We start from the raw sequence: 25,601 nt of genomic DNA, 5'->3' as shown, positions 1-25,601 counted from the left end.
TTCTTTGATCGGCCCCGGTTCGTAGTCCTCCTCGGGGTGCTGGGGCTCTTCCTTGCGGTCATTGTCTTCCTTTTCGGCGACGATATTCTTTGTCGCTCAGGTTATTCCCTTTCGACTTGCGACAAGAATGAGCAGGCCGAGGCGGTCGGGCCTGGCCCTACCGGGCCGACATCAGGCCCAGTCAAGGCCGGACCAACCGTGAGCGCATCGGCCGTGCCGCGCAGCGGGCCCGTCAAGCTATTGCGCGAGTACGACGTTCTGATCGCGATGCGGAAGGCTGACCCTCCGCAAAGCAACCTCGATCCACTGACCGGGGACATCGCCCGGGAGAAGGACCCCTACGCGGTAACCTTCGAATGTCGACAGCAAGGTCACCGCAATGACGGCTGCACCCGGGGCCAAGCTCCTGCTTTCTGGATCGATCCCATCGAGGGAAACGGTGCGACGGGAGCCGTGGTTGACGGTGACCACGTCGACGACCCAGCGGCTTGTCATGCCGGTGACGGTGCTTCGAGGGAGATCCACAAGGGGTTCACCTATTGCATCAAGACCGGCCCATGGACTGCGTTCTTCCGCATTGACGACCTCCCGGAAATGATCACCTCAAGTGATCAGCAGCCCGAGAAGGTCGCATTGAAGGCTCACGTCAAAGTCTGGAAGAACTAGGCTGGATCGGGTCAGTCCGACTCCGTGTCGTGGCCGGGTGCGCCGGGGCTATATGGGCCGCCGCCGGCTGAGCCGAGCCGGGCGTGCCGCTCCTCGTCGGTCAGGTTTGGGTCGGCGCTGTCGCGCGGCAGCAGGCCCGACGGCTGTTCCGTCCGGGTCGGCGGCACGTCGACGGTTTTGCGCTGGGCGCCGCTGTTGGCCGGGGTCTTCTCCGATTCCACCATGACCAAGATCCTTACCCCGGTTCGGCGGGCCTAGCGTGAACCGGAGGTGACGTTCGTCCTGCATCCGGCGGCGGCCGCAGGCTGGCGCGATGTTTCTAGACTGCGGGCTGTGCGTACCGTGACTGTGCAGGCTTTGGATGGGGCCGCCTGGCGGGTTCGGGTCGTCTGGGAACCGCGGTGGCGGGCGCTCGCGCGTCGCTTCGGTGGCTGGCGGCGTAAGCGCAAGGATCGCGACGGCGGACCAGATTTCCCCGACCCTGGTCTGGATCTGCCGAGCGGTGGACACCACTCCGGCGGCGGGTTCTTCGACGACCTCGCCGACGACCTGGTGGTCGGCATCGCCATCATCATCGGGATGATCGTCTTCGGCCTCCTCTTCTGGTGGCTCCTGCTGCCTCTGCTCCTGCTGATCCTGGACGTCATGATCGTGGTGCTGCTGGTGATCGCCGGCGTGGTCGGCCGGGTGCTCTTCCGCCGGCCCTGGCTCGTGGAGGCGACCGGCCCGCAGGGCGGCCTGGTGACGACCGAGGTGGTCGGCTGGCGCGCCGCCCTGCGCACCCGCGACGAGATCGCCGACAAGCTCCGCCTGGGCTACCGCCCCGAGGACGTAGCCGCCGCCCACCGGTAACCCCGGGTGAAATCGGGCGCCTTTCGGCTGGGTCGCTGAGCGTGCGTCGCGGCACGGGGGTGGGCGGCGGGTGGTCGGCGAATTGGGTCGGGCCCGCCCGGCGCGGGCGCGCGGAGGGTGAGCTTCGCTCAGCGAAACTGTGGATCAGGCGAGCTGTTCCTACGCCGTATTTAAAAGAAAGCGTGCGGGACGCGCGACCTGGAGATCACCTCGCGGAGCCTCGAAGCAACGCCTGGCTGGTGTTTGTCAGGCGACGATGAGCAGGATGATCGCTAGCAGGGGGGCCAGGCCCTGGACTGTGGCGGCGCGGAGCATGCGGCGGTTGGTGGCCAGTAGGACTGCGGCGGCGGCGATCATGCTGCCGCAACCGGCGACGATCAGGGCGCGGCCGCCCTGGGTGGTGTCGGTGTGCAGCAGAATCAGGCCTACGGCGGTGATGATGGCCAGGAACAGGTTGTAGAAGCCCTGGTTGAAGGCCCATGGGCGGACCGCGGGGACGTCCGACTCGGGGACGCCGAAGGTCTTGTAGCCGGCCGGGCGGGGGAACAGCACCGCTTCCAGGACGAAGATGTACACGTGGATCAGTGCCGCTAGGGCGGCGGCTACCTGGCCGACTGCATTCATGATCGGGGATTCTGCCTGACCTGGGTTGCGGGGCGGTCGACGGGATCACGATCATCGACGTACGCCGATATTGTCGGGCGATGCGACTGAAACGGCTGATGGCCGTCACCCTGTGTGCCCTCACCGCATCCGCGTTGGCCGCCGCTCCCGCCACCGCGGCCGCTCCGGGGCCGACCCAACCCGAGTACGACTACACCCAGGCCGTTCGTGAACGCGTCTGGGTGCAGACCTCGGTGGACAGCGACGCCGACGGGAAACCCGATCGGGTCGCGGTCCGCATCATCCGGCCGGCCACCGCCAAACGGGTGCCGGTGATCTTTCAGGCCAGCCCGTATTACGCCGGCCTCAACGACGTGCCCAACCACGATGACGTCGACCGGGACCTCGCCGGGCTGTCCCGGGCGGCCGAGACCATCACGTTCAGCGGGTATCTGGACAACTACTTCGTGCCGCGTGGCTACGCCGTCGTCTTCGCCGACAGTCTTGGCACCGGTGGGTCGGACGGCTGCCCTACCTCGGGTGGGCGGAACGAGACGCTTGGCATGAAGGCCGTCGTCGACTGGCTCAACGGGCGGGCGCCCGGGTTCGACGAATCGGGTGCGGCGGTCAGTGCCGGGTGGTCGACCGGGCGTACCGGGATGATCGGGGTCTCCTACAACGGGACGCTGCCTAACGCGGTTGCCGCCACCGGCGTGCGTGGGCTGGAGACGATCGTGCCGATCGCGGCTATCTCCAGCTGGTACGACTACTACCGGGCCAACGGGGGTGTCGTGGCGCCGGGTGGCTTCCAGGGGGAGGACACCGATGTGCTGGCCAAGGCGGTGCTGACCCGCGCTGATCCGTCAGTTTGTGCTGACGTGATGGCTCAGTTGGAGAAGGATCAGGACCGGGAAACCGGGGACTACAACGCCTTCTGGGCCGAGCGGAACTACGTGCCGGACGCTGGGAAGGTGCGGGCCAGTGTGTTCGTGGTGCACGGGCTGCACGACGACAACGTGCGCACTCAGCAGTTCGGGCAGTGGTGGAACGCGCTGCGGGTGCCGAAGAAGATCTGGCTGCACCAGGCCGCGCACGCCGACCCGTTCAACATTCGGCGGGACGTGTGGCTGGAGACGTTGCACCGGTGGTTCGATTTCTGGCTCTACCGGATCGACAACGGCATCATGCGTGATCCGGTTGCCGACGTCGAAACCGCACCCAACCAATGGCGTACGGCGTCGGCCTGGCCGATTCGGGCCGCGCACACCGTTACCACGACGCTCGGTAACGGGGCTCGGCAGAGTTTTGTGGACGCTCCCGCCCGTACGCCCGAAGCGCTGGCCGCCAACGAGACCGCGACCGATCCCAATCGGCTGATCTATCTCGGACCTGCCCTTACGCGTGAAACGCGTCTTTCCGGCACCGTGAAGGTTTCCCTGCGGGCCGACCTGGCCGGTAGCTCGCCGTATCTGACCGCGATGCTTGTCGACTACGGCACCGCCGATCGATGGGCCGGCACCCGCAGCTTCCCGGACCAGCTGGAGTGCGTCGGTCCCGGCATCACCGGGGATCCGGGGTGTTTCGCCCGGCGGGAGCATGTGATCGCGTCGACCCCGTTTGAGATCGTGACGCGGGGGTGGCTGGATGTGCGCAACCGCTTCTCGCCGGCGGTTACGAAGCCGATCAAAGCCGGTCAGCCGTACACCTTCCGGTGGAGCCTGCAGCCGGAGGATCACGTGTTCGCGGCCGGGCACCGGATCGGGCTGGTGATCATCTCGACCGACCGGGATCACACCCTGCGTTATCCGGCCGGGACGGTTGTCGGCGTTCGCCCGGGGCAGTCGACGGTGAGTTTGCCGCTGGCCTGATTCCGATAGCTGGTCGTATCCAGTAGCTAGTTGTATCCAGACCTCCCCGAGCTGGCTCTTCTGTTCGGGGAGGTTTGCCATGGACGTCATCAGTGAGATCGGTCCGATCGGTGGTCCGGTGTGGGTTGCCTGGCGGGAGGGGACGCTGACCCGCGCCACCGAGTTGGAGGCACTGGCCGCGTGGGTGCGGCGCAAGCAGCCGGACAGCGCGGACTCCATCCTGGACGGTGCGATCCATCGGCATCTGGAGGCGGCCAGGGACGCGGCGACGGTCAAGAAGTTGAATCCGCACCGGCGGTGGCGGTTCTTCCGGAACGGGCCGTTGATGGAACGGGCATCCAGCAACCTGGACGCGGCCGAGGCGCACATTCTCAACATCGCGCCGCCGTCGTATGTGCTGGGGCAGCTGCCCTGCTTGTTGCGGCACGTGCGCTGCCATCTCGTTGCGACCGATCCCGGGCGGATGGAGTTCGAGCGGATCGCCCGCAGCGTCGGCGTGGGGGAGCCAGGTGATCGGCCGGCCTCGTCGGATGCCGTCTCCGTCGAAGACATTGTTGCGCGGGAGCGCGGGAAGATCGTTACCACTGTGCGGGCGGCCAGTTCGGCGGCGCTGCGGGAGCACATTCAGCTGCGCAGTTTCCGCAACGTGGTGGTGGCGACCGCGGTGGTGATGACGTTTATCGCGCTCGGGGTGGCACTGCTCGGCTTCTTCGGCCGCACGCTCATTCCGCTCTGTTTCGCGCCGGTCGAATCCGGCACGGCCGTGGTGGTGTGCCCGGCCGCGCAGTCCGACCGGTTCACGCCGTCGCAGGACGGCGTTGCCGCCGCCTCGTCGCCGCCGGCCGCCGAGATTCGCGACATCGACGCGGTCGTCGCCGAGACCGCCACCCGGATGGACCTGCTGGTGGTGGAGCTGGTGGGACTGACGGCCGCGGCCATCGCCGCGGCGGCCGCGATCCGAAGAATCAAAGGCTCATCCGAACGGTACGGCCTGCCGGTCGCGTTGGCCGCGTTGAAGCTGCCGACCGGGGCGCTCACCGCGTTCCTCGGGCTGCTGCTGATGCGCGGGCAGTTCGTGCCGGGCCTGAGCGCGCTCGACACCAGCGCGCAGATCCTGGCCTGGGCCCTGGTTTTCGGGTACGCCCAGCAGCTGTTCACCCGCCTGGTCGATCAACAGGGCCAGAGTGTCCTCAACAGCGTCCGAACCCGGGACGCGGGCTCTTCCCGTCCCTGATTCGAGTCTTGCAAAGTTCTGTCTCAATATTGCGTGCTCGTGTCGCAGAGGTTACGTTGCCGGTAGCTCCCCCTCATCGCTTTATCCCCCGGCGTTTTGTCGAAAGCGAGCACGCACATGTCCAGAAGAAGGCTCGGCGCCGCACTCATCGGCGCCGCCCTGGTCGGCACCACGCTCTTCTACGCCGCCCCCGCACAGGCCGCCGCCACCGGTGGCAGCGGCGCCACCCTGCCCTATGTAGAAGTGCAGGCCGAGAGTTCTACAACTAACGGCACGCTGATCGGTCCGTCCGCGGCCTACAACACGCTCGCGGCCGAGGCGTCCTACCGCAAAGCGGTTACTCTCCAGGGCGCCGGGAAGTACGTCGAGTTCACCACCCCGGTCGCCACCAACTCGATCGTGTTCCGCTACAGCATTCCGGACACCGGGGGTGGTTCGGTCTACACGGCGCCGCTGAGCTTCTACGTCGACGGCACGAAGTCCACCGACTTCAGCCTGACCAACGCGTACAGCTGGTTCTACGGCAGCTATCCGTTCACGAACTCGCCCGGCGGCAACGCCCACCACTTCTACGATGAAGTGCATCGGCAGTTCCCGACGACCTACCCGGCCGGCACCAAGTTCCGGCTGCAGGTCGACGCGGGTAACTCTGCCTCGTCGTACACCATCGATTTCGCGGATTTTGAATCTGTCGCCGGCGCTCTTTCGCAGCCGGCCGGTTCGGTGTCGGTGACCTCGCGCGGCGCCGACGCGACCGGCGCGGCCGACTCGACGGCGGCGTTCAACTCGGCCATTCAGGCGGCCGGCGCCGGTGGCACGGTGTGGATTCCGGCCGGGACCTTCAAGATCCCGGGGCACATCGCGGTCAACAACGTGACCATCAAGGGGGCCGGCACCTGGTACTCCACGGTGGTCGGGGCGGCGCCCGGCTTCTACGGCAACGACGCGCCCAACCCGAGCACCAACGTGCACCTGGCCGACTTCGCGATCTTCGGTGACGTGCAGGGTCGCGACGACTCCGCCCAGGTCAACGCGGTCGGCGGGGCGATGAGTAACTCGACCGTCGACCGGCTGTGGATCGAGCACCTCAAGGTCGGCGCGTGGATGGACGGGCCGATGGACAACCTGGTCTTCTCCGGCCTGCGGATCCGCAACGTCACCGCCGACGGCGTGAACTTCCACAAGGGCGTGACCAACTCCAAGGTCACCAACTCGGACATCCGCAACACCGGCGACGACGGCCTGGCGACCTGGGCCGAGTCGGTGGCTGACGCGAACAACTCGTTCGACCACAACACCGTGCAATATCCGATCCTGGCCAACGGCATCGCCATCTACGGCGGTCACGACAACTTCGTCACCGACAACCGGGTGGTCGACTCCGGCCTCACCCAGGGTGGCGGCATCCACGTAGCGCAGCGCTTCGCCTCCACCACGCTTGGCCGCACCGACGTTCTGCGGAACACGATCATCCGGTCCGGTGGGCTCGACCCGAACTGGCAGTTCGGCGTCGGGGCGCTCTGGTTCGACGCTCGCGACGGCGCGATGACCGGCCTCACCAACGTCGACAACATCCTGATCCAGCAGAGCCCGTTCGAGGCGATCCAGTTCGTGTCGGGTTCGCAGATTTCGAACGTGCGCATTAATAACGCCACGATCCAGAACACTGGGTCCTATGTGGTGCAGGAGCAGGTCGGCGGTTCCGCCACGATCTCCAACAGCACTGCTACCGGTACGTTGGGCCCGGCCGCGGTCTACAACTGTGGCGTCGGCTTCACGCTGACCGATGGTGGCGGCAATTCCGGGATTTTTGGGTCTACCGCTTGTACTCAGGTGACAAATCCGGCATTCCCGCCGTATCTCCCGGACAACGGCTCGCTGATCTCGATCAGCCCGTCCACTCTGGGCTTCGGCACGGTTGCCACCGGCTCCACCAGTGCGGCCCAGACGGTGACCGTGACCAACTCGGGCTCGGCCGCCGCCCCGGTGTCCGGAGTTTCGGTCACGGGCGACTTCACGCAGACCAACACGTGCGGTTCGTCGATCGCGGCCGGCGGCTCGTGCACGGTGAGCGTCCGCTTCGCACCCACCGTGGCCGGCTCCCGCACCGGAAACCTGACGGTCACCGCCTCCGGCATCACCAACACGATCCCGCTGTCCGGCACCGGCGTGGCCCCCGGCCCGATCCTGACCGCGTCGCCGTCGTCGCTCTCCTTTGCCGGCACCATCGTCGGCGCCACCTCGGCCGCGCAGACCGTCACCGTCACGAACTCCGGAACCACGGCCGCGACCATCTCGGGTGTCACCGCAAGTGGTGACTTCGCGCAGACCAACACCTGCGGCTCCTCGATCGCGGTGGGTGTGTCCTGCACGGCCACGGTGACCTTCCGCCCGACCACATCCGGGTCGCGAACCGGCACCCTGACCGTCGGCAGCCTTGCGGTCGCGCTCGCCGGCAGCGGCATCGGCTCGACCACCAACATCGCGGCCGGCCGCCCGGCCACCGCGAGCAGCCAGGTAAACGCCACCCAGGCCGCTTCGGTCTCCACTGACGGCGACGCGAACACCTACTGGGAGAGCAACAACAGCGCCTTCCCGCAGTGGTTGCAGGTTGACCTGGGTGCCGCGTACAGCGTCGGCAAGGTGACCCTGAAGCTGCCGCCGGCGACCGCCTGGGCCACCCGCACCCAGACCCTGTCCGTGCAGACCAGCACCGACGGCTCCACCTTCAGCACCGCGGTCGCCTCGGCGAGCTACACGTTCAACCCGGCCTCCGGCAACGCGGCGTCGATCACCGTCCCCGGCACCAACGCCCGCTACGTCCGGGTCAACATCACCGCCAACTCGGGCTGGCCGGCCGGCCAGATCGCGGAGTTCGAGGTCTACCCGGGTGGCGGCAGCAGTGGTCCGGCCTTGTCGGCGACGCCGTCCACGCTCACCTTCGGCACTCAGGCGCTGAACACGACGAGCACCGGCCAGGCGGTAACGGTGACCAACAGTGGCACCGCCGCCGCGACATCACTGGCCGCCGCGGTGACCGGTGACTACGCCCAGTCGAACAACTGCGGCACGTCGCTGGCGGCCGGCGCGTCCTGCACGGTCACGGTGACCTTCCGCCCGACCGCCTCCGGGAACCGAACCGGCACCCTGACCATCGGCGGCGTTTCGGTAGCGCTTACCGGCACCGGCGCCGGCACCACCAGCACCAACCTGGCCGCCGGCAAGCCGACCAGCGAGTCCAGCCACGCCGACGTCTACGGCTCGGGCAACGTCACGGATAACGACCAGAACACCTACTGGGAGAGCGCGAACAACGCCTTCCCGCAGTGGGTGCAGGTCGACTTGGGCTCGGCGCAGAGCGCAAGCCGAGCGGTCCTGCAGATCCCCACGGCGTGGGGCGCCCGAACCGAGACGCTATCCCTGCTGGCCAGCACCGACGGCTCAACCTGGACGACGGTGAAGGCGTCGGCCGACTACAACTTCACCCCGTCCGCAAGCAACGCGGTGACGATCACCTTCACCGCGACGACGCAGCGCTACTTCCGCCTGAACATCACCGCGAACACGGGCTGGCCGGCCGGCCAGATCTCCGCCTTCCAGGTCTGGAACAGCTGAATCCCAACCTGGGCCTGCTCCGTCAATACGGGGCAGGCCCAGGGTTCCGTTCATGAGCGGCGCGGAGTTCCCCAATCCCGCCCTCGCCGTCGTGGATCCACGCTCGGTGGTGTGCTGTGCCCTGTGCGCCGTCACCTGTGCCGTGTGCTGGGCATGCGATGTGTGTCAGGGAATCGAACCCCCGCGCCTGCCCCCGACGCGCCAGGAAGTGAGCCGAATTACCCGCCGGCTCCCGGGTTTGCGCACGCCTCCACGTCGGCTACCTGCTCCGCGCCCGTCAGTCGAGCAGATCGACCTCCCAGTTGACCCGCTGAATCAGCGTGTCAACCACACGAACCTGCCGAGCAAGATCGTCAGCCTGGCGGCGCAAGTCAGCGACCGGCAGCGCCGGGATCATCTTCAGCTCGGACCGCAGCTGCCGGTATCCGCGCTGGCCCTCACCGGCTGCGGCGTCAGCCGCGGACGTGACCATGCTGTGGCGTAGGCGCAGGACGTCTCGCCGAGCGAGCGCGTCAGTCAGTGTGTCGCCCTCGACCTGCGTGGCGGCATTGGTGCGGTTGATCCGCCTGATCAGTGACTCAAGCTCGGTGAGCACTTCGCTCGCCTCGGCGAGCAAGGACGCTGCGTCCTCGGCCGGGGTCTCACCTTCCTGGAAGCGCGCGCTGCTGGTGATGCGAGAGCGGAGCTGTTCGGCCCGGCGCGACGCATCTGCGCGCAGCGCGAGTGCCTCGGCAAGTTTCATGGGAACAGTATGGCCAGCCAAGATCGGCGTCGCCTCCGATTTCCAGCGGCAGGAGCCCGCAGCTCGGCGGTCGCGAGGGAGATATCGTATGCCGCCGATCACCACGGCACGATCGAGCTTCGCGGTGACGGACGACGGGGAACGGGAAGTCGATGAACACAACGGGTTGGCGTTGCGTGGCCGGCGTAGTCGCTGTTGCCGCCTTGTTCCTGGGCGGGTGCGCGAGCGGCGCCGCGAGTGCGCCGGTGGTGCCTGCGTCGGCTACCCCCTCCACGCCTGCGGACAACGGCGTCGCCGCTCTTGAGCCCGCAGCGATCTTCGACCGGGCGAAGGCGGCGTTGACGGAGGCCAAGACGTTTCGACTCAAGGGTTTCGTCACCGCGGACGGCACGGTGACCGGTATGGACCTCGAGGTTCGAGGCTCCGACGTACGAGGCATCCTGACGAGGAACAAGACGAAAGTCGAGATGCTGACGGTCGGCAAGAACGCCTACATCCGCCCCGACTATGCATTCTGGAAGGCGAGCCTCGGCGATGCGAGCCTGGCGAAGGCCTCTGTTGCGAAGGTCAAAGGCCGTTGGATTCAAGTGTCGCCAACGGACAAGAACTTCGCCGGAATGCTCGGCGTCGCCGACGTCAACAAGTTGTTGGACGGTAGCGGAGGCTGGATCAAGCAATACGTCACGAAGGTCGGCGCCAACCGGGCCCTGATGGTCAGCCAGGTCGACTCCCGGCACAGCACGCTGTACGTCGCCGTGGACGGCCCGGCGTACCCGCTTCGGCTCCAAGGCCCGACCGAGGCCGCCGGCAGTCTCACCTTCAGTGACTTCGGGGCGGCCTTCGCCGACCTGAAAGCCCCTCCGGCCTCAACGGTCATCAATTTCAACGAGTTGCTCGGCTAACCGCTCGGCTCGCTTCATTGGCGACACCTGTGGCCTTTGCGATCAAGCCAGCTGCCGCGGAGGGGACGAGATGGTGTCGAGGCTGAGCTGGATCAACGTCTGGCCCTCGACCGGCCACCCGGATCAGCCGTGGCTCGACCACCCCGACGAAGACGCGTTCGTTCGCAGTAGCCGCAGCGTGTGCGAGCTGTACACGGAGGCAGTCCGGGACGCCGGCCTTCCCGCGCGGCATTCGGAGCTACGCCTGTTCTGCTGGCACGAGGACGACCGTGACGACGTACTTCTGGAAATGGACACCGACGTCGCAGCGGGATTCGAGGCCGGGACGATCACCCTGCCGCCCGGAATAGCCGCCCTCCCGGAACTCGCGCGGGCCGCACTGGCCCTGGAAATCGTGCACGCCGCCGCAAGCCGGCTGGGCATCGAGCGCGGCTGGGACCAGGGCGCGCTCGACGGCGCCCGGCGGCACGTCCTCGACCGCCGGTTACGGTTCCGGTGGGAAGGCCCGGCGAAGATCAGCCCGGACCGTACGCTTACCGCGCACCCGGTCTTCGTGCTGCACGACGACGGCTACGGCCGGGCCACCATCCACGTCCGGCGCCGTGACGACGGCGATCTCGTCGTAGTGTCTGTGCCGGCGCTGGCTTTCAGCACTTCGGCCGGGTTCGCCCGCAGTGCACGTACGCTGCGCTGGCGCGGCAAACGCCGGGTGGAGATGGTGCCGTACGAGGGGCTCTCCGCAGGCGTCGGCAAGCACGAGATCTGGCGTGACAGTCAGGGCCTGCTCGCCGTCGATCTGGACGACCCGGCAACTCGTGGCGAACCCGTTGCCGAGAACGACCGTGCAGAAGTTGCCCCGACGGACCGCATACCCGCCGTTGTCGTGCGAACCTACGCCGACCGGGAGCCGGTCTGGCTGGAGGTCGGGCTCAGCGACATCGAGGGTCTGCGGCCGCAGACCGACGCGGACGACGAGTACTACATCACTCAGGTCGACCTGGCCGAGCTGGCCGGCAGATCCGAGCAGTGGCGGGCGTGGTGGCGCGGCAGCGGCCTCGACGCCCTCGAGTTCCGCATGCACTTCACCTTCGGCCACCCTGAACACGAAGCACCCACCAGGTTCCGCCGCCATCGCGGGAAGCTCCGCGTCTCGGGAACCCGCGACCATCCCGGCTTCGCCAGCAACACCGACACGCCACCAAGACGGCAGGCTCGCGACGACCTCCAGGCCCTCATCGACCTAGCTGGCGAACACCTCAAACTGCCAATTGCGCCCCGGCTACCCGACCCGCCCATGCCGTCGCCAGAAACCATGGCCATCCGCAGAGGAAATCGCCGGCCTGACCTGACGCAGCTCTTGAACGACGTCTTCCTGCTGCTGAACCAACAGCAGGACCCAAGCCCGGAAGAACGCTGACCGCGCAGGCCACAGCGCGATCCTGAGCGCGGTTCTCCGCGCTTCATCGGCGGCGAATGAGTGCGGTCCCGCCGCCCCGATTCAGCTATCGGCTCTCTGGCGGCGGTGACGTCCGGGATGCTGCTGCCATGGGAGATGCGTGGGCTACGCGGTGAGCTGGACACTGTCACGCTCTCGACCTTGCGCGCCTATGTCCAAGCGCTCGGTGGCACCGGCTCAGCAATCGCCCCGATCTGCCGGAGACGGTCGACGAGTTCCTCAGCGTGCTCCTGCGTCGCGTCGCTGACCAGCACGGCGGGCAGATCTCCGGTCATGCGGAGGGCTTCCAGCTTTTCGATGCCGAAGGAACGGCTGAGCACCAGCATGAAGACTGCCGGGCCGCGCTCGTGCAGCCGGACCTGCCATTGGCCCTCGCCGGGCTGGAAGCCGATGGGTTCGAGCCGTTCGGCATCCTTGACCACCTGCGAGACCGGGGAGGGACAGGTGGCTCTGACGATCGCGCCGCCGGCCAGGCCGGCGAAGATCACGCTCCACCAGTTCCTGAGCAGCAACGCGGCCGCAGACAACACGACGACCTGCGCAAATGTCCACCAGAATCTCCTGCTCACCGGAACGCCTGGGTTAGCTGTTTGACGATGTAGGCGAGGAGGTCGGTATCCCTGACCAACAGCCTTGGACGAGGCGCTCGCACCCTAATGTTCGACGTGTTCTCGTGGTCGTCGCAGATGACGAAGGCTGTCGACGACGAGTCCTGTCCCGGCCATCAGAAGGAGGATCGAGACCACGAACTTCCAGCCGACGTCATCCGGCTCGAAGAACCACCAGCCGACAACCATCCCGAGTCCCACCGCCAGCCCGGCGACCGGGCGCCAAGGTGCGACGTGCGGTTTCCGTTCACCTGCCACGCAGGGAGTTTAGTTCCTGCGCCGACAAGTCGATCATGAAGGTGGCGACCCCACGCGGTGCTGTGAGCGGATCCGAACGGCCATTGGTTGTCGGGCGCATGGCCGATGTGTCCGCGACGCGCGCCAGCATACGTTGTTGATCAACTTCGACGGGAGAGGCGAGACACGCGATCATGGGACGAATCGATCTCGTCGTTCCAGCGCATCTCGTCGCCGGCCTGCGGATACCGGCCCTGGCCATCACGACCGGGCAACCAGACAACGCGTGGGTCGACGTGCCCATCAGTGGGTGGGCATTCCTGCGCCGTCCCGCGCAGCGCCTTCCGCTGGACCCGCGAAGCGCGCGCCGGGCTCGCCGCTACGTGCAACTCGCGCCCTGGCGGCTACCGATCAGCCTGGTCATATTTCTCGTCCTGGCGGTCGTCGACGACCGGTCCGGACACACCATCAGTGACGCGGCCATGGTCGCCGTCTTCGTTCCCATCGGAGTGTTGTCCCGGCCATCCCTCGGCGGTCAACTGCCTCCGCAGACCCCGAGCCGGGACCAGCACGGCAACCTGCGCATCCCCAACCTGCCGATCACGGTCGCCCAGCAATGGATGAACCTGAACCCCGGCGTCACCACCACCGACAAGCCAACCCCTCGGCCGTACGCCCGGAGCTTCTACGCCTCTTGGTCCGCGGGCCTGATCCTCGCCGCCGTCACCCTAGGCCTGGCCCTGGCCAACGACGGGCGGGAAAACTTCATCCTGCTCTGGTCCGCGGTCCCGGTCCTGTTCGTCGCAGGCTGCGCCGCAGCTCTCAAAATGATTCCCCCGGGCTACATCCACCTCGAGCGCGGCAACGACCAAGACCGCCGGCAGCCTTAATCGCCGGGACGCACCGAGTATTGATCGGCACCCCGAGCGCTGCCCGCGGCATCACGCACCGCGCGGGCATTGCGCTTCGCACCCTGGCCTTGCGCTCGCTGCGGCAAAGGCGGGCGTCCAGCGCTACCAGTACAGAAATTCCGCGCGAGCGCCTCGCAGCTCGGCCTACGGTAATGAACTGGATTTGCCTCAGTCGACGGTCGGGGGATGCATGACGGTCTTCGGCTGCCGGGGCTGCGAAGCCACTCTGACGGTTCCGGTTTCCAGGGTGGCGCTGCCTATCCATGCGGACCAGAAGTACGGGAACGGGCCGGGTTCGCTGCCTCCGGCTTTGGAGCCTGGCACCTTCGCAGTGGATCCGCTGCCGTCCGGTTCGCCATGGCGCCGGTGGGAGGAACTCGACGCCGCTGCGATCGAGGCGCTCGGCTGGTATGCGCCCAGGTTCAGCGTTTCCGTCGGGCCGGTCGGCCGGGTGCTACTCACCCCCGGGGACGTACGCGGCGCTGTCATCGACCCGGCGCTGGTCGGCGAAGCCGCCTGCTGTGGCCTGGGCGGTGGTGAGCCCAACATGGTCTGCGTTACCTGCGGCACGCCGGTGGCCACCCGGATCGACGACTGTGGCCTGCGGCAGGCGACCTGGCTTGACCCGCGAAGCACACGCGTGATCGACGACGGCCCGGGCCCGCACCCGGTGCTCGACTGGACAGATCTGATCGACCAGCGGCCCGATGTCCCGCCGTCCGAACCGGGTGGCGGCTGGCACCCGATGTGGGCGGCCGCCGTGGCCTCGGCGCTGGCGCACCTGCTGGCCGCTTCGGGCGGTGAGCCGGTGATGATCCCGGATCGCCAGGTCGCCGAAGTCTTCCAGCCTGTTCTCGACCGCCTCGTCGGCACCGTCGCGGAGCGCACCCTGGTCCTGGCGGGGCCCGGCCTCGCGGATGCCGCCGGCGACTTCGCCCTCATCCCGGAACATCCGCAGACCGGTGAGCCGTGGCCGATGGCTTCGCCGTTGCAACCTGTCCCGCTGGCCTGGGACGTGTGGCGGCACCTCGCGTTCCATCGGCTCCCGAAGCCGGTCGGCCGGTCGGTCCCGATCCCGGCGGAGGCCCTGCCGGCGTTGCTGCCGGGCCACCGCTTCGAGCCGGACGGACAGATCTTCCTGAGCGTCCTGGCCCGGTTACCCGAGGTCAGGCAGCCTCGATTGCGTGTCATCTACGACCGAGGCCGCCCCTATCACTACAGCTTCTACGCCTTCTGACCATCTGGTTCGCGTATGCCGCACGGAACTGGTGCCGGGTGTTCTGGCACGATTGTCAGGGTGGAGGCTTGGCCTGAGGTCGACGAGCACATCGTCCAACATCGGATTATCCCTGGTTTGCAGGTCATCCGAAGCGCCCGTGGATGTGGCATCCCTCCGGCCCTCGAAGAGTTTGCCGAGCGCTACCGGTGGCTACGCGAGAACCAGCCGGACGATTTCACCGTCAGCCATGAGTCGTACTGGACGGGCTTCTACTCCTGAGGTCGAGCGACTGCCTGGTGCGGCGGGGCTGGCCGGCCGGCCAGGTCTCCGCCTTTCAGGTCTGGAACAGCTGATCACCGTGGCCGCACGTCAGAGGTGTTCGCTCTGGCGTGCGGCCCGTTCCAGCACTTCCTCGGTGGACAGCGGGCTTCGTGGGTGATGGGTCAGGCAGAGCGGGGCTTGCAGCTTTACGAATGGTCCGCCCTCGACTGTCGCGTAGAACTGACCGGTGCGAAGCCGGCCCACGTCTTCGATCCCGCTGCCCTTGGCCCGCGCCATCTCCTGCGCCGCGGCGATCTGAACCGGCACGTTCAGCAAGCCGAACATCTGGGTGGCGGCGTTGCCCGGGATCCGGTTGTGCAAGCCTTTCGGCGCCTGGGTGGCGAAGACCAGGCCAAGACCGTACTTCCGGGCCTGTGAGGCGAGCGCGAGCGTGCTGTGCGTGCACGCGGTCATCGCGCCGGACGGGGCGAGCGTCTGTGCCTCGTCCATCACGAACAGTCCGCCGAGCGGCCTATCACCGGCCGGGTTTCGTTTGATCCAGGCGAACAGCGCGATCTGCACCTGGTTGACGAAGTTCTGCCGCTGCTGGTCATCGGGCAGGCCGACGAAACTGATCACCGACACCCGCGCCCGGTAGCCGGGTGCCGGGGTGAGCAGCTCGCCCGGATCGACCGGGGCGCCGTTGCCCCCGAACATCGGATCGTTGACCATGGCGGCCTTCAGCAGCTGAGCCATGCTGGTCGCGAGTTTGGTGGCGTCGTCGAGCCGGCTGACGCCCTCGGGCAGTGCGTTGAGCAGGTTGACGAAGCCGCGAAGATCGTTGCCACCGGCCCGGGCGAAGCTGAGCATCGCCTCCCGCAGGACCGCGCGGCCGAGTACGGCCTTGTCGGTCTTGCCGTCGGCCTTGGCGTGGGGAGCCAGAGCCGCCACCGCGGCGTCGATGCCGGCAGTGAAGGCGTCCGGGTCGTCGAGGATCGCGGCGAAGTCGGGGATCGGCTGGAAACTCAGCGGCCGGCCGCTGTCCCGGTTGGGCGTCCAGACGACGACCTCGGTCGTGCGCAGGTATTCGGCGGCCCGGGCCGCGTCGTCGCCGACCCAGGCTTCCGGTGTTTCCGGCCAGGGGTCGCCGAGCCGGGCCAGGTCGTTGTTGGGGTCGAGGACGATGGCGGAGACGCCACGCAATGCGCACTCCTCGACCAGGCGCCGGATGAGTACGGTCTTGCCGGACCCCGAACCGGCGAAGATCGCGGTGTGCCGCCGCAACGCCTCCAGCTCGATGGTCACCGTGCCGCTGCCGTCGAACGCGGTCCCGAGCGGCACCGTGGCATCGGCCGGCGGCGGCGTCGTTGCCGTCGGCTGAGTCGTTGCGGCGCCACGCAGCGCGTACTGCAGGAGTTCGATCGAGGCGGCCGGGCGCCGGGATCGGAACCATTCGAGCAGCGGTTCCGTGCCGTACGCGGAAATGAGCCCGGCCAGAGCGGTCAGCTGCCGGATGTCGTTGTCGGTGAAGGACAGGGTCTCGCCGCCCGCGTCGGTGAAGTCGCGGATCACCTCCTGGGTGCGGGTGCCCTTGGACCACGGATTGGTCTTGACGTCGCGGAGCAGGAACAGCCGTCGCTTCGCGATGCCTTTGGTCAGACCGGCGGTGGTCACCGCGTTGCGGATGCGGTTCAGTACGGCGATGTGGTGGGCGGCACCGATCGCCCGGAACGCCCAGTGCTCCTCGTCCTCACCGCGTACGTCATCGGCGTCCTCGGAGCCCAGGCTGCGCCGCAGCCGGGCGTGCAGCGCGGGTTTCCCGCCCGCCTGCGGATCGATACTAAATGCCTCGCCGGCGGCGTCCTGCTCGGCGATCCATGCGGTGAGCCCGGCGGTGAGCAGCCCGGGCACCTCGGTGTCCTCCCGCCCGTTGTCGAGCGCGGTGGCCGGGTTGGCGTCGCGCAGCAGCGCGGCGTGCCGGTCGTCGATCTCCCGGAGTTTCTCGTCGGCCGCGCCCGGGCGGCCCGCCGCCGGCCCGGCCGGCCGGACCGACTCCGGGTCCAGATGCGAGAGTTCGGTGACGCGGTCGGCGGCCAGACAGGCCCGCACGTGGTTGTCGATGACCCGGAGTAATTCGCGGGGGGTGAAGTTGACCGCCTGCTCGAACGCCGCCGGCCGGACCGGCCAGCTCGGGTAGGGCGGTGTGAAATCGTCCGCGAACAGCGATGCGAACCGGCGCTCGACCAGTTCCCGGCCGATCGCGGCCGAGGGTAAACGGCGCAGATGCTCCGCGGTGGTGAACCGGTCGGGCACCGTGTCGGTCGCCTCGGTGGAGATGTCCGTCCACGTCTTCGGCAGGCAGGTCACCACCGACAGCGCCCGGCGGGTGGTCTCCCGCAACGCCATGAGCCCGCCGGCGATCTGCTCCAGCAACAGCGCCTGCTGCCAGTCGGTCTCCGCGCCCCGGCGATCGGAGGCCTTGGCCGACTGCGCGATCAGCAGGTCGATCTGATCGACGGCGATCAGCGTGGGACCGGTCAGGGCGAGCAGCCGGGAGATGTCCCGAACCACCTCCTGAGCGGACCGCTTGCCGCGGCGCATGCCCCAGGCGGCCCGGTCGCCGGGCTCCTCCTCATCGTTGGAGCAGAGGAACTGGTACCCGATGTCCTGGATTCGTGGCTGGTCGGCGGCGTACAGGGCGAGGGCCCGTGCGGTGTCCTGCGACTCGGTGCCGACCTGCCGGTCGTGCTTGCGGATCAGGTCGATGAACGCGTCGATCGCGGGGCGGGTCAACTCGCTCTCGCCGGCGATCGCCCGCCGTACTGTCCGGGGTGCCTTGACCAGGTCGCCGAGCCGGCGCAGGAAGGTGGTGAGCTGAGTGCCGCCGCCGGTGGACGGCCGGGCCAGGCCATCCAGGACGGACAGTGCCGTGCTGCGCCAGAAGGCGCTTGTCTCCAGCAGGCTGACCAGGAAGAAGTAACCGTCCTCGGCCTGCACCTGCTCGCGGACCGCACCGAGCAGATGGGTCTTGCCGGTGCCACGCTGGCCGAGGATGGCCACCCCGATCGGGCTGGAGTCGGTGCTGTCCTTCGCGTCCCGGACTCCGTCGAGCACGGTCCGCACCACGGTGTGGTGCAGTCCGGGCACGTGGAACGGGGCCGGCCGCCAGACGTCGTCCGGCGTGGGTGCCCAGTTGAAGCGCAGCGCGGCGAGGGCGCGCCGTTCGTCGTCGTTCATCCGGACGTGACGGCGATCAGATGCATGGCCTGGTTACCGATCCGGACCGCCGCGGCGCTCTGGCCGGCAGTCAGGACCTTCTGGTTGGACTCGGGGATCAGGATGATCGCCTTGGCGCGGTCGAGCCGCAGCAGGGCGGCGTCCACACTTGCGCGATCGGCGCCGGGAAGCGCGCCGCGCAGGTCCTCCAGCATCAGGTAGGCCCCGGGAACGGCGACCAACTCGTCGTACGCCTTCCGAATTTGATCTTCCAGGTCGGTGGCTGGAATGGGGTATTTCGGGGCTATCGAAGCGAAGAACTGACCGGCCGACAACTGGTTATTTTCGAGGTATTCATTAAGGAAACCGAGCAGTAGATAAAGGGTGCCGCCGAGGGCGCCGGCCCGTGGCGGCAGTTCGGCCTCGAACTCCTGGATGGCGGTGGCCCAGCCCTTATCGGTGAGTTCGAGAACCATCGGCTTTCCGGTCACCGTGATCAGTTTCTGGCCGACCAGATCTTCGCGCTTGGGCTTGTCCAGACTGATCTTCACGGTATTGGTCAGGAACGCCAGCGGCACCGGGCCAGCCTTGATCATCAGGGCCAGCAGTGTCGCACGCTGCGCGACGGTGAGTGCCATGGCGGTGCCTCTTTCCGAGATTTGATCATTGAACTGCAGATACCCGGCCCGATTCTGCCGAGGCTGCCGGAGGGGCGCAAGGGTGGGTGAGTTCGCGCAAAAATCCGACAAAGCGTAGTCCTGATCTTCGAAAACGCAGGTCGGATTGCATCCAATCGAGGACGCGCCGGCTGTCTCGAATTGATCAGCCGATGGGCCATTGCGAATCACCCGACTGCCCGGAAACATGTCCGGCGTGCGTCCCTGGTGGGACCGGGCTCGATGGGGGTTGATGACGGTGCCGTCCGAGGTCGTGCGCTACCAGGTGGACGAGAAGACCGTGGCGACGTTCGAGTTCGATCCGCCGCCCGGCTTCCGGCCGGCCGGCATCGGTGATGACGTCGCCGGCTGGGTGCGCGACGCCGCCGCGCCATCGATCGAGGCCGCCCGCGCTGTCCTCGACGATGTGAAGCGGCTGGCCCCCGATAGCGTTCAGGTAAAGTTCGGGCTCAAGGTCACCGGCAGTGCCAACTGGATCGTGGCCAAATCCGCCGCCGAGGCGAACTTCGAGATCACCTTGACCTGGCAGCCGGACATCGCACCGCCGCCGGCGTGAACGTCGCATCGCCGGATTCCTGGGCCGTCGCCCTGCACGCCGGCCCCGACGACGAGCAGCCCCTGGGTGCGGGCGTGATCGTCGCCGACACCCTCGTGCTGGCCTGTGAGCACGTGGCCTTCCATAACGGCCGCCTGCGGGAGCTCTGGGTTGCCTTTCCTCGGGCCTTCGATGTGCCACCGGGCGAGCGCCGCCGGGTGCGGGTCTGCCGCTCGAACGGCCGTGCCGAACGGAAACTCGACCTGGTTCTGCTGGAAATGGCCGAGGCCGTGCCACGTGGCGTGACGCCGGCCCGCCTCCGGCGCCCCGCCGGCGGTGATCTGAACGGCCTGCCCTGGCGTGCTTACGGGTTCCCGCAGCGCAGCGACGGCGGCCGCGCGGCCGCCGGGATCGTCGGCGGCGAGGGCGGCTATGGCCGGGTCCGGCTGGCCGCCGAGGTCCGCGACGGAGTCACCCAGGGCTTCAGTGGGGCCGCGCTCTGGTCACCCGACTATGACGCGGTGGTCGGGATCATCATCTCGGCCGAACCGGATACCGGTTCGGGAAACGCCCTCACCCTGGCGTACGCCGACGAGCACCTGCCCGAAATGAAGCTCTCCACCCTCGACACCTGGCGGGTGGGCGACACTGACGAACTGACTCAGGCTGCCTGGGGCTGGACCCTCACCACCGACGGTGAGGCTCGCCGGCACTGGCTGCCCCGCGCCCGCGGGGTCGCCTCCAGCACCGAGACCGGCTCCCGATTCCGGGGCCGGGTGGCCGCGCTGCGCCGGCTCCGGCGATTCCTCGACCAGGCCGAACCGACCGGTCGTCCGATGATCGTCACCGGCTCGCCGGGCGTCGGCAAGTCGGCGGTGCTGGGCCGGATCGTGACCACCGCCGACCCGGAGATCAGCGCGTCGCTGAACTCGGACGACATCGCCGAGCGGGCCACCGTCGGCTCGGTTGCCTGTGCCGTACACGTCAAGGGAAAGACCGCGCTCGAGGTGGCCACCGAGATCGCCCGCGGCGCCGGGGTTGGCCTGCCCAAGGCCACCGTCGACCTGATGCCCGCGCTGCGAGACCGGCTGCAACTCCGGCCGGCCCGGTTCAACCTGGTGGTCGATGCGCTGGATGAGGCCGCTGGACCAGAGCAGACCCGCGCCCTGATAGACGACGTCCTCGTCCCACTCGCCCGCACCTGTGCCGCGCTCGGCGTGCAGGTCGTCGTCGGCACCCGCCGCGCCGATGACCTGGGCGATCTGCTCGGCACCTTCGGCTCGGACGCCGACACGATCGACCTGGACGCACCGGAGTTCTTCTCGCCGGAAGACCTGGCCGACTACGCGCAGGCGACACTCCAACTCGGCGAGGCGTACGCGGATCCGGCCCGGGCCGCGCCGGTGGCCGCGAGCATCGCCGCCCTCGCCGGGCAGAACTTCCTGATCGCGGGCCTGGTCGCCCGGGTCCGGGCCCTGCGCGACCTGCATCCGATCGATCCCCGGCTTGTCTCGTTCACGCCCACCATCGGCGACGCCCTCGGCGACTATCTGGAACACCTGCCACACGCCGGGGACGCGCCCGCACGGCTGGTGCTCACCGCCCTCGCCTACGCCGAAACACCCGGCCTGTCCATCCCACTCTGGCGGGCCGCGGTGCTCGCCTTCGGGTCTCCGGTCAGCGGCGATCAGCTCGACCAGTTCGCTCGTTCCTCAGCCGCGAACTTCCTGGTGGAGACCGGTGATCCGGCCAATCCGACGTACCGCCTCTTCCACCAGGCGCTCAACGACGCCCTGCTGGCATTCCGGCAGGAGATCGGCCGCCGCGAGGCGGACGAGCGAGTGCTCGTCTCGGTCTGGAGCCACCACGGCCGCAGCATCGGCTGGGCGGCGGCGCCCGACTACCTGCTGCGCTCGTTGCCACAGCACGCTGCCCGGGTCGGCGCGGTCGACGACCTGCTCAACGACGACGGCTACCTGTTGCACGCCCACCTCGACCGGCTCCTGCCGGTTGCCGAGGCGGCCCGGACCAAGACCGGCCGCGCCCGCAAACTGCTGCTGCAGCGCACCACCCGCGCGGTCGGCGCCGCCCCGGCCGAGCGGGCCGCCCTCTTCTCGGTGGTCGACCTGATCGACGACCTGGGGGCCGGGGTCGACGCCGCGTCGGCGCCGTTCCGGGCGCGGTGGGCACACACTCCGCCACGGCTTGAACGCACCGTCCTCGAAGGCCACGCGCTCGGGGTCTTCGACGTCTGTCCGATCGCCGTCGACGGGCGCAACCTGCTCGCCTCAGCCGGCGAGGACGGCACGGTGCGGCTCTGGGATCCACTCACGAACCAGACCGTACGGGTGTTCAGCTGCCACGACGACTGCGTCCGCAGCGTCTGCGCGGTGCTCGCCGGTGGCCGTTCATTGCTCGCCACGGCCAGCCACGACGGCACCATCGGCATCTGGGATCCGCGATCCGGCCTGCGGCTGCACAGCTTCACCGGCCATGGCGACTGGGTGCGCAACATCTGCGCTGTCCCGATCGGCCCCGGCGACGAGTTGCTCGCGTCGGCCGGCGACGATCGGACCGTACGGATCTGGGACGTCGCCGGTGGCACGCTGCTGCACACACTCGCCGGCCATTCCGGCTGGGTCACCGCGGTCACCCACGTCCCGATCGAGCCGTACGGGCTGGTCGCTTCGACCGGCTTCGACGGATACGTACGGCTGTGGGATCCGGTCGCCGGCACTCGGCAGGGGGTGCTGCGTGGCCACTCAGGGTGGGTCACCACCCTGTACGCGATGCGCTCCGGCGACCGGGTTCTGCTCGCCTCCGGCGGCTACGACGGCACCGTACGGCTGTGGGATCCGGCCACCGGCGAGGCGGTCAGCTGCCTGGACACCGGCGGCGGCCCAATTACCGACCTGTGCACGATCCGGACGGCCGACGGCGAGATGCTGGCATCGACGGGCGAGGACGGCACGATTCACCTGTGGGACACCGCGACCGGCGCCGAGCGGCAGGTGCTGCGGGGCCAGGCCAGCTGGATCCGGGCCGTGTGCGAGCTGCCGCTGCCCGACCGGCACATGCTGGCCACCGCCGGAGACGACGGCACCGTACGCCTCTGGGATCCGGCGGGGGAGCGACCGCAGGCGTTCGCCGAGAGCGTCTTGCCCGGCTCGGTGGGCACCGTCTGCGCTGTCCCGTCGGAGTCCGGGCCGCTGGTCGCGACCGGCGGCAGCGATGGTGCGGTACGCCTGTGGGAACTGGCCACCGGCCGGGCCCGCTCCGAACTGCGTGCCAATGCCAGCCCCGTCAACGCGATCTGCGTCGTCGAGGACGAGGAACCGGTGCTGCTCGCCGCAGCCGGCGCGGACTCGGTCGTGCAGGTCTGGGAGATCGGCGATCAGGTACCGGTCCAGGACTTCCGCGAACACCAGGAACCGGTCAACGCGGTCGCCGTCCTGCGCACGGCACGCGGCCCGGTGGTGGCCTCGGCCGGTGACGACGAGACCGTACGGTTGTGGCGTCCGCACAGCGCCGAGGTACGCGACCGCCTCATCGGCCACCGGGCCTGGGTCACCTCCCTGGCCGTGGTCGGCGAGGCACTGGCCTCGGCCGACAAGAACGGGGTGATCCGGCTGTGGTCCGCCGACGGCGGTGCGCTGCGCTGGGAGCGGGTCGGCCACCAGGGCGCGGTGAACGGACTGGGGGTGGTCACCGTCGAGGGCCGGCTTCGGCTGGTCTCCGCCGGAGCCGACCGGACGATCCGGCTCTGGGATCCGGACGACGGCCGGCCCGGCCGGGTGTTCTCCGGCCACACCGGCGAGGTCACCGCGGTCGACGCGGGCCGGGTCGGTGACCGCCCGGTGCTCGCGTCGGCGAGTGCCGACCGGACTGTCCGGCTGTGGGACCCTCGCACCGGCCGCCCGTTGCGCACCATCCACGTGCACCACCGCGCCCGGACATGCCGTTGGATCCACGACCATCTCGTGGTCGGCCTCGATCAGGGCCTGCTCGCGTTGACGATCAACCAGCTCTGAGGCCGCCGTACTCAGAGGTTGGTTTGGGATTCTAGGAAGTCCGGGTACCGGCCGCCTTTGATCTCGAATTGGGCCGACAGGCCGTCCAGCCGGGTGAGTTCGGCTGGGGTGAGGGTGATGTCGGTGGCGGCGAGGTTTTCCTCGAGGCGGTGCGGTTTGGTGGTGCCGGGGATCGGGACGATCCATGGCTGTTGCGCGAGCAGCCAGGCCAGGGCGATCTGGCCGGGCGTGACGCCCATGTCCGCGGCGATGGCCTTGACCGCGTCGACCAGCGCCAGGTTGTGCTTCAGCGCTTCGCCGGCGAAACGGGGGATCTGGGCGCGCAGGTCGTTGGCGGCGAAGGTGGTCGAGGTGTCGACGGTGCCGGTGAGGAAGCCCTTGCCGAGCGGACTGAACGGCACGAAGCCGATGCCGAGTTCGGCGCAGGCGCTGAGCACACCCTGTTCGGGGCGGCGCCACCACAGGTTGTATTCGCTCTGGATCGCGGTCACCGGCTGCACGGCGTGGGCGCGGCGGATGGTCTCCTCGGATGCTTCGGACATGCCGTAGTGCTTGACCTTGCCCGCCGCGATCAGGTCGCGCACCGCGCCGGCCATCTCCTCGATCGGCACGTCCGGGTTTACCCGATGCTGGTAGTACAGGTCGATCACGTCGAGCCCTAGGCGCCGGAGCGATCCGTCGACGGCGGCCGGGAGGTCCTGCGGGCCCAGCATGCGGTCGCGCGGCGTACGGGTCTGCGGGTCGATGTCCTGGGCGAACTTGGTGGCAATGACGACCCGGTCGGCGTACGGCGCCAGGGCTTCGCCGACGAGTTCCTCGTTGGCGTGCGGCCCGTAGATCTCGGCGGTGTCGAAGAGGGTGACGCCGAGGTCGACGGCCTGGCGCAGCAGGGTGATCATGTCTTTGCGGTCGGGGGTTCCGCTGTAGCCGCCGGTCATCGTCATGCAGCCGAGGCCGAGGGCGGACACTTCGAGGCCGCTGCGGCCGAGAACGCGTTTCTGCATGGGTGGTCTCCTTCAGTGCTTCTCGACCGGGGCCGAGGCCGGGGCCGAGGCCGGGGCGGCGGTCCAGCTGGCGAGCAGCTTGAGCGCGTCCTCGGACGGTGAGCCGGGTTCGGTGCTGTAGGCGGTGAGCGTCAGGCCGGGGTCGGCGGGTAGTTCCATCGAGTCGAAGGTGACGTCGATGAGTCCGACCAGCGGGTGCTGGAAGTGTTTGCTGCCGTGCTGGTGCAGGGTGACGTTGTGGGACGCCCACTCGGTGCGGAAGAAGTCGTTGCGGGTGGCCAGCTCGCCGACCAGGTCGGTGAGCTCCCGGTCGTGCGGGTCGCGGCCGGCGGTGCTGCGCAGCACGGCGACGGTGGCGCGGGCGACCTGTTCCCAGTCGGGATAGAACACCTGGGAGGCCGGGTCGAGGAAGCAGAACCGGGCCATGTTCACCGGCTGGCCGGGGTCCTCGAAAGCGGGTGCGTAGAGCGCCCGGCCGAGCGCGTTGATGGCCAAAACGTCCAGGCGTCCGTTGCGTACGAACGCCGGGGTGCTCATCGAGTCGACGACTCGGCGCACGCTGTCGCGTACCGCCGGCTGCGTCTTGCGGCGCCGGGCCGTGCGCTGGGGTTTCGCGGTCCGGGCGAGGTTGAACAGGTGCAGCCGCTCGGCGTCGTCAAGCTGCAGGGCCCGGGCGACCGCGTCGAGGACGTCGTCGGAGACGCCGTCGATGTGGCCTTTCTCCAGGCGGACATACCAGTCGGTGGAGACCCCGGCGAGTACGGCGACCTCCTCGCGCCGCAACCCCGGGACCCGGCGCAGGCCGGTGCCGGCGGGCAGGCCCACCTGGTCCGGCGTGATCTTGGCGCGCCGCGTGGCGAGAAACTCGCGGATCTCGGCTCGGTTGTCCATACGGTCGACGCTACGTGAGTGCCCGGGTTCGGTGAGGGGTTGAGTCAGTACCCCCGAAAGCTCACCCTGCCGC

Annotated in this window: 20 protein-coding genes; 11 read left to right on the top strand and 9 right to left on the bottom strand. The window is 68.5% G+C overall.

Going from position 1 to position 25,601, the window contains the following annotated elements; all coding sequences use genetic code 11:
- Positions 1-36 precede the first annotated feature (36 nt).
- Positions 37-666 carry a hypothetical protein gene (locus Ate02nite_RS18205; RefSeq protein WP_203807015.1) on the top strand — a complete coding sequence of 210 codons (630 nt, stop codon included), beginning with the start codon at positions 37-39 and terminating at the stop codon, positions 664-666.
- Between the two features lie 11 nt (positions 667-677).
- Here the strand turns inward: Ate02nite_RS18205 and Ate02nite_RS18200 are convergent, their stop codons facing one another.
- Entirely contained in the window at positions 678-890 is a 213-nt protein-coding gene (locus Ate02nite_RS18200) for a hypothetical protein (protein ID WP_203807013.1), read from the bottom strand.
- Positions 891-999: 109 nt separating this feature from the next.
- Between Ate02nite_RS18200 and Ate02nite_RS18195 the strand changes: the two genes are divergently transcribed.
- Entirely contained in the window at positions 1,000-1,518 is a 519-nt protein-coding gene (locus Ate02nite_RS18195; protein ID WP_203807011.1) for a hypothetical protein, read from the top strand.
- A 246-nt stretch (positions 1,519-1,764) separates the two neighbouring features.
- On the opposite strand, the gene Ate02nite_RS18190 is transcribed toward Ate02nite_RS18195, so the two are convergent.
- Positions 1,765-2,142 (bottom strand): DUF1304 domain-containing protein, encoded by a 378-nt coding sequence (locus tag Ate02nite_RS18190; RefSeq protein ID WP_203807009.1) that lies wholly within the window; start codon positions 2,140-2,142, stop codon positions 1,765-1,767.
- 80 nt (positions 2,143-2,222) lie between these two features.
- On the opposite strand from Ate02nite_RS18190, the gene Ate02nite_RS18185 reads away from it, so the two are divergent.
- The 3 genes from Ate02nite_RS18185 to Ate02nite_RS18175 all read left to right on the top strand — a co-directional run bounded on the left by Ate02nite_RS18185 (position 2,223) and on the right by Ate02nite_RS18175 (position 8,838).
- Positions 2,223-3,989, top strand: coding sequence for a Xaa-Pro dipeptidyl-peptidase (locus tag Ate02nite_RS18185; RefSeq protein WP_203807007.1), 1,767 nt, complete (start codon positions 2,223-2,225; stop codon positions 3,987-3,989).
- Between the two features lie 79 nt (positions 3,990-4,068).
- On the top strand, positions 4,069-5,223 hold the full coding sequence (locus tag Ate02nite_RS18180; protein WP_203807005.1) for a hypothetical protein: 1,155 nt from the start codon (positions 4,069-4,071) through the stop codon (positions 5,221-5,223).
- Positions 5,224-5,340: 117 nt separating this feature from the next.
- A complete protein-coding gene (locus tag Ate02nite_RS18175; RefSeq protein ID WP_203807003.1) occupies positions 5,341-8,838 on the top strand; it encodes a choice-of-anchor D domain-containing protein in 3,498 nt (1,165 codons plus the stop codon).
- Positions 8,839-9,115: 277 nt separating this feature from the next.
- Here Ate02nite_RS18175 and Ate02nite_RS18170 read toward each other — a convergent pair whose 3' ends face one another.
- Positions 9,116-9,580, bottom strand: a complete 465-nt coding sequence (locus Ate02nite_RS18170; protein WP_203807001.1) for a DIP1984 family protein — start codon at positions 9,578-9,580, stop codon at positions 9,116-9,118.
- A 176-nt stretch (positions 9,581-9,756) separates the two neighbouring features.
- Here Ate02nite_RS18170 and Ate02nite_RS18165 point away from each other — a divergent pair, with 176 nt between their 5' ends.
- Together Ate02nite_RS18165 and Ate02nite_RS18160 are read left to right on the top strand one after the other, a co-directional pair.
- The gene (locus Ate02nite_RS18165) at positions 9,757-10,482 is read left to right on the top strand and encodes a hypothetical protein (protein ID WP_203806999.1); all 726 of its coding nucleotides are present in this window, start codon (positions 9,757-9,759) and stop codon (positions 10,480-10,482) included.
- Between the two features lie 289 nt (positions 10,483-10,771).
- Positions 10,772-11,899 (top strand): hypothetical protein, encoded by a 1,128-nt coding sequence (locus Ate02nite_RS18160; protein WP_203806997.1) that lies wholly within the window; start codon positions 10,772-10,774, stop codon positions 11,897-11,899.
- 188 nt (positions 11,900-12,087) lie between these two features.
- Here Ate02nite_RS18160 and Ate02nite_RS18155 read toward each other — a convergent pair whose 3' ends face one another.
- Together Ate02nite_RS18155 and Ate02nite_RS18150 are read right to left on the bottom strand one after the other, a co-directional pair.
- Positions 12,088-12,507, bottom strand: coding sequence for a hypothetical protein (locus Ate02nite_RS18155; protein WP_203806995.1), 420 nt, complete (start codon positions 12,505-12,507; stop codon positions 12,088-12,090).
- An 84-nt stretch (positions 12,508-12,591) separates the two neighbouring features.
- Positions 12,592-12,804, bottom strand: coding sequence for a hypothetical protein (locus tag Ate02nite_RS18150; RefSeq protein WP_203806993.1), 213 nt, complete (start codon positions 12,802-12,804; stop codon positions 12,592-12,594).
- Between the two features lie 173 nt (positions 12,805-12,977).
- Here Ate02nite_RS18150 and Ate02nite_RS18145 point away from each other — a divergent pair, with 173 nt between their 5' ends.
- Together Ate02nite_RS18145 and Ate02nite_RS18140 are read left to right on the top strand one after the other, a co-directional pair.
- A complete protein-coding gene (locus Ate02nite_RS18145) occupies positions 12,978-13,673 on the top strand; it encodes a hypothetical protein (protein WP_203806991.1) in 696 nt (231 codons plus the stop codon).
- A 211-nt stretch (positions 13,674-13,884) separates the two neighbouring features.
- Entirely contained in the window at positions 13,885-14,931 is a 1,047-nt protein-coding gene (locus tag Ate02nite_RS18140; RefSeq protein ID WP_203806989.1) for a hypothetical protein, read from the top strand.
- Positions 14,932-15,282: 351 nt separating this feature from the next.
- Here Ate02nite_RS18140 and Ate02nite_RS18135 read toward each other — a convergent pair whose 3' ends face one another.
- The gene (locus tag Ate02nite_RS18135; RefSeq protein ID WP_203806987.1) at positions 15,283-18,411 is read right to left on the bottom strand and encodes an ATP-binding protein; all 3,129 of its coding nucleotides are present in this window, start codon (positions 18,409-18,411) and stop codon (positions 15,283-15,285) included.
- Positions 18,408-19,256 (bottom strand): hypothetical protein, encoded by an 849-nt coding sequence (locus tag Ate02nite_RS18130; RefSeq protein WP_203806985.1) that lies wholly within the window; start codon positions 19,254-19,256, stop codon positions 18,408-18,410. Before Ate02nite_RS18130 ends, Ate02nite_RS18135 begins: the two co-directional genes overlap by 4 nt.
- Before the next feature lie 76 nt (positions 19,257-19,332).
- Between Ate02nite_RS18130 and Ate02nite_RS18125 the strand changes: the two genes are divergently transcribed.
- Together Ate02nite_RS18125 and Ate02nite_RS18120 are read left to right on the top strand one after the other, a co-directional pair.
- Positions 19,333-19,623 (top strand): CU044_2847 family protein, encoded by a 291-nt coding sequence (locus tag Ate02nite_RS18125; protein WP_239147499.1) that lies wholly within the window; start codon positions 19,333-19,335, stop codon positions 19,621-19,623.
- Entirely contained in the window at positions 19,620-23,633 is a 4,014-nt protein-coding gene (locus Ate02nite_RS18120; RefSeq protein ID WP_203806983.1) for a WD40 repeat domain-containing protein, read from the top strand. Before Ate02nite_RS18125 ends, Ate02nite_RS18120 begins: the two co-directional genes overlap by 4 nt.
- An 11-nt stretch (positions 23,634-23,644) precedes the next feature.
- On the opposite strand, the gene Ate02nite_RS18115 is transcribed toward Ate02nite_RS18120, so the two are convergent.
- Both Ate02nite_RS18115 and Ate02nite_RS18110 read right to left on the bottom strand, forming a co-directional pair.
- Positions 23,645-24,637: an aldo/keto reductase gene (locus Ate02nite_RS18115; protein WP_203806981.1), complete on the bottom strand. Its 993-nt coding sequence runs from the start codon at positions 24,635-24,637 to the stop codon at positions 23,645-23,647.
- Positions 24,638-24,649: 12 nt separating this feature from the next.
- Positions 24,650-25,528 (bottom strand): helix-turn-helix transcriptional regulator, encoded by an 879-nt coding sequence (locus Ate02nite_RS18110; RefSeq protein WP_203806979.1) that lies wholly within the window; start codon positions 25,526-25,528, stop codon positions 24,650-24,652.
- Between the last annotated feature and the right edge of the window lie 73 nt (positions 25,529-25,601).

It is taken from the genome of Paractinoplanes tereljensis (genome assembly GCF_016862435.1).
Classification (GTDB): Bacteria; Actinomycetota; Actinomycetes; order Mycobacteriales; family Micromonosporaceae; genus Actinoplanes; species Actinoplanes tereljensis.
Note: the sequence above shows the minus strand (reverse complement) of the source record. Positions and strands in the feature narration are given on the sequence as shown.

Bases quoted from the DNA above. Each gene is read 5' to 3' on its own strand.
- Ate02nite_RS18180 (WP_203807005.1), top strand. From the start codon at position 4,069: ATGGACGTCATCAGTGAGATCGGTCCGATCGGTGGTCCGGTGTGGGTT.
- Ate02nite_RS18185 (WP_203807007.1), top strand. From the start codon at position 2,223: ATGCGACTGAAACGGCTGATGGCCGTCACCCTGTGTGCCCTCACCGCA.
- Ate02nite_RS18145 (WP_203806991.1), top strand. From the start codon at position 12,978: ATGGGACGAATCGATCTCGTCGTTCCAGCGCATCTCGTCGCCGGCCTG.
- Ate02nite_RS18170 (WP_203807001.1), bottom strand. From the start codon at position 9,580: ATGAAACTTGCCGAGGCACTCGCGCTGCGCGCAGATGCGTCGCGCCGG.
- Ate02nite_RS18190 (WP_203807009.1), bottom strand. From the start codon at position 2,142: ATGAATGCAGTCGGCCAGGTAGCCGCCGCCCTAGCGGCACTGATCCAC.
- Ate02nite_RS18140 (WP_203806989.1), top strand. From the start codon at position 13,885: ATGACGGTCTTCGGCTGCCGGGGCTGCGAAGCCACTCTGACGGTTCCG.
- Ate02nite_RS18135 (WP_203806987.1), bottom strand. From the start codon at position 18,411: ATGAACGACGACGAACGGCGCGCCCTCGCCGCGCTGCGCTTCAACTGG.
- Ate02nite_RS18200 (WP_203807013.1), bottom strand. From the start codon at position 890: ATGGTGGAATCGGAGAAGACCCCGGCCAACAGCGGCGCCCAGCGCAAA.
- Ate02nite_RS18115 (WP_203806981.1), bottom strand. From the start codon at position 24,637: ATGCAGAAACGCGTTCTCGGCCGCAGCGGCCTCGAAGTGTCCGCCCTC.
- Ate02nite_RS18130 (WP_203806985.1), bottom strand. From the start codon at position 19,256: ATGTTTCCGGGCAGTCGGGTGATTCGCAATGGCCCATCGGCTGATCAA.
- Ate02nite_RS18175 (WP_203807003.1), top strand. From the start codon at position 5,341: ATGTCCAGAAGAAGGCTCGGCGCCGCACTCATCGGCGCCGCCCTGGTC.
- Ate02nite_RS18160 (WP_203806997.1), top strand. From the start codon at position 10,772: ATGGACACCGACGTCGCAGCGGGATTCGAGGCCGGGACGATCACCCTG.
- Ate02nite_RS18110 (WP_203806979.1), bottom strand. From the start codon at position 25,528: ATGGACAACCGAGCCGAGATCCGCGAGTTTCTCGCCACGCGGCGCGCC.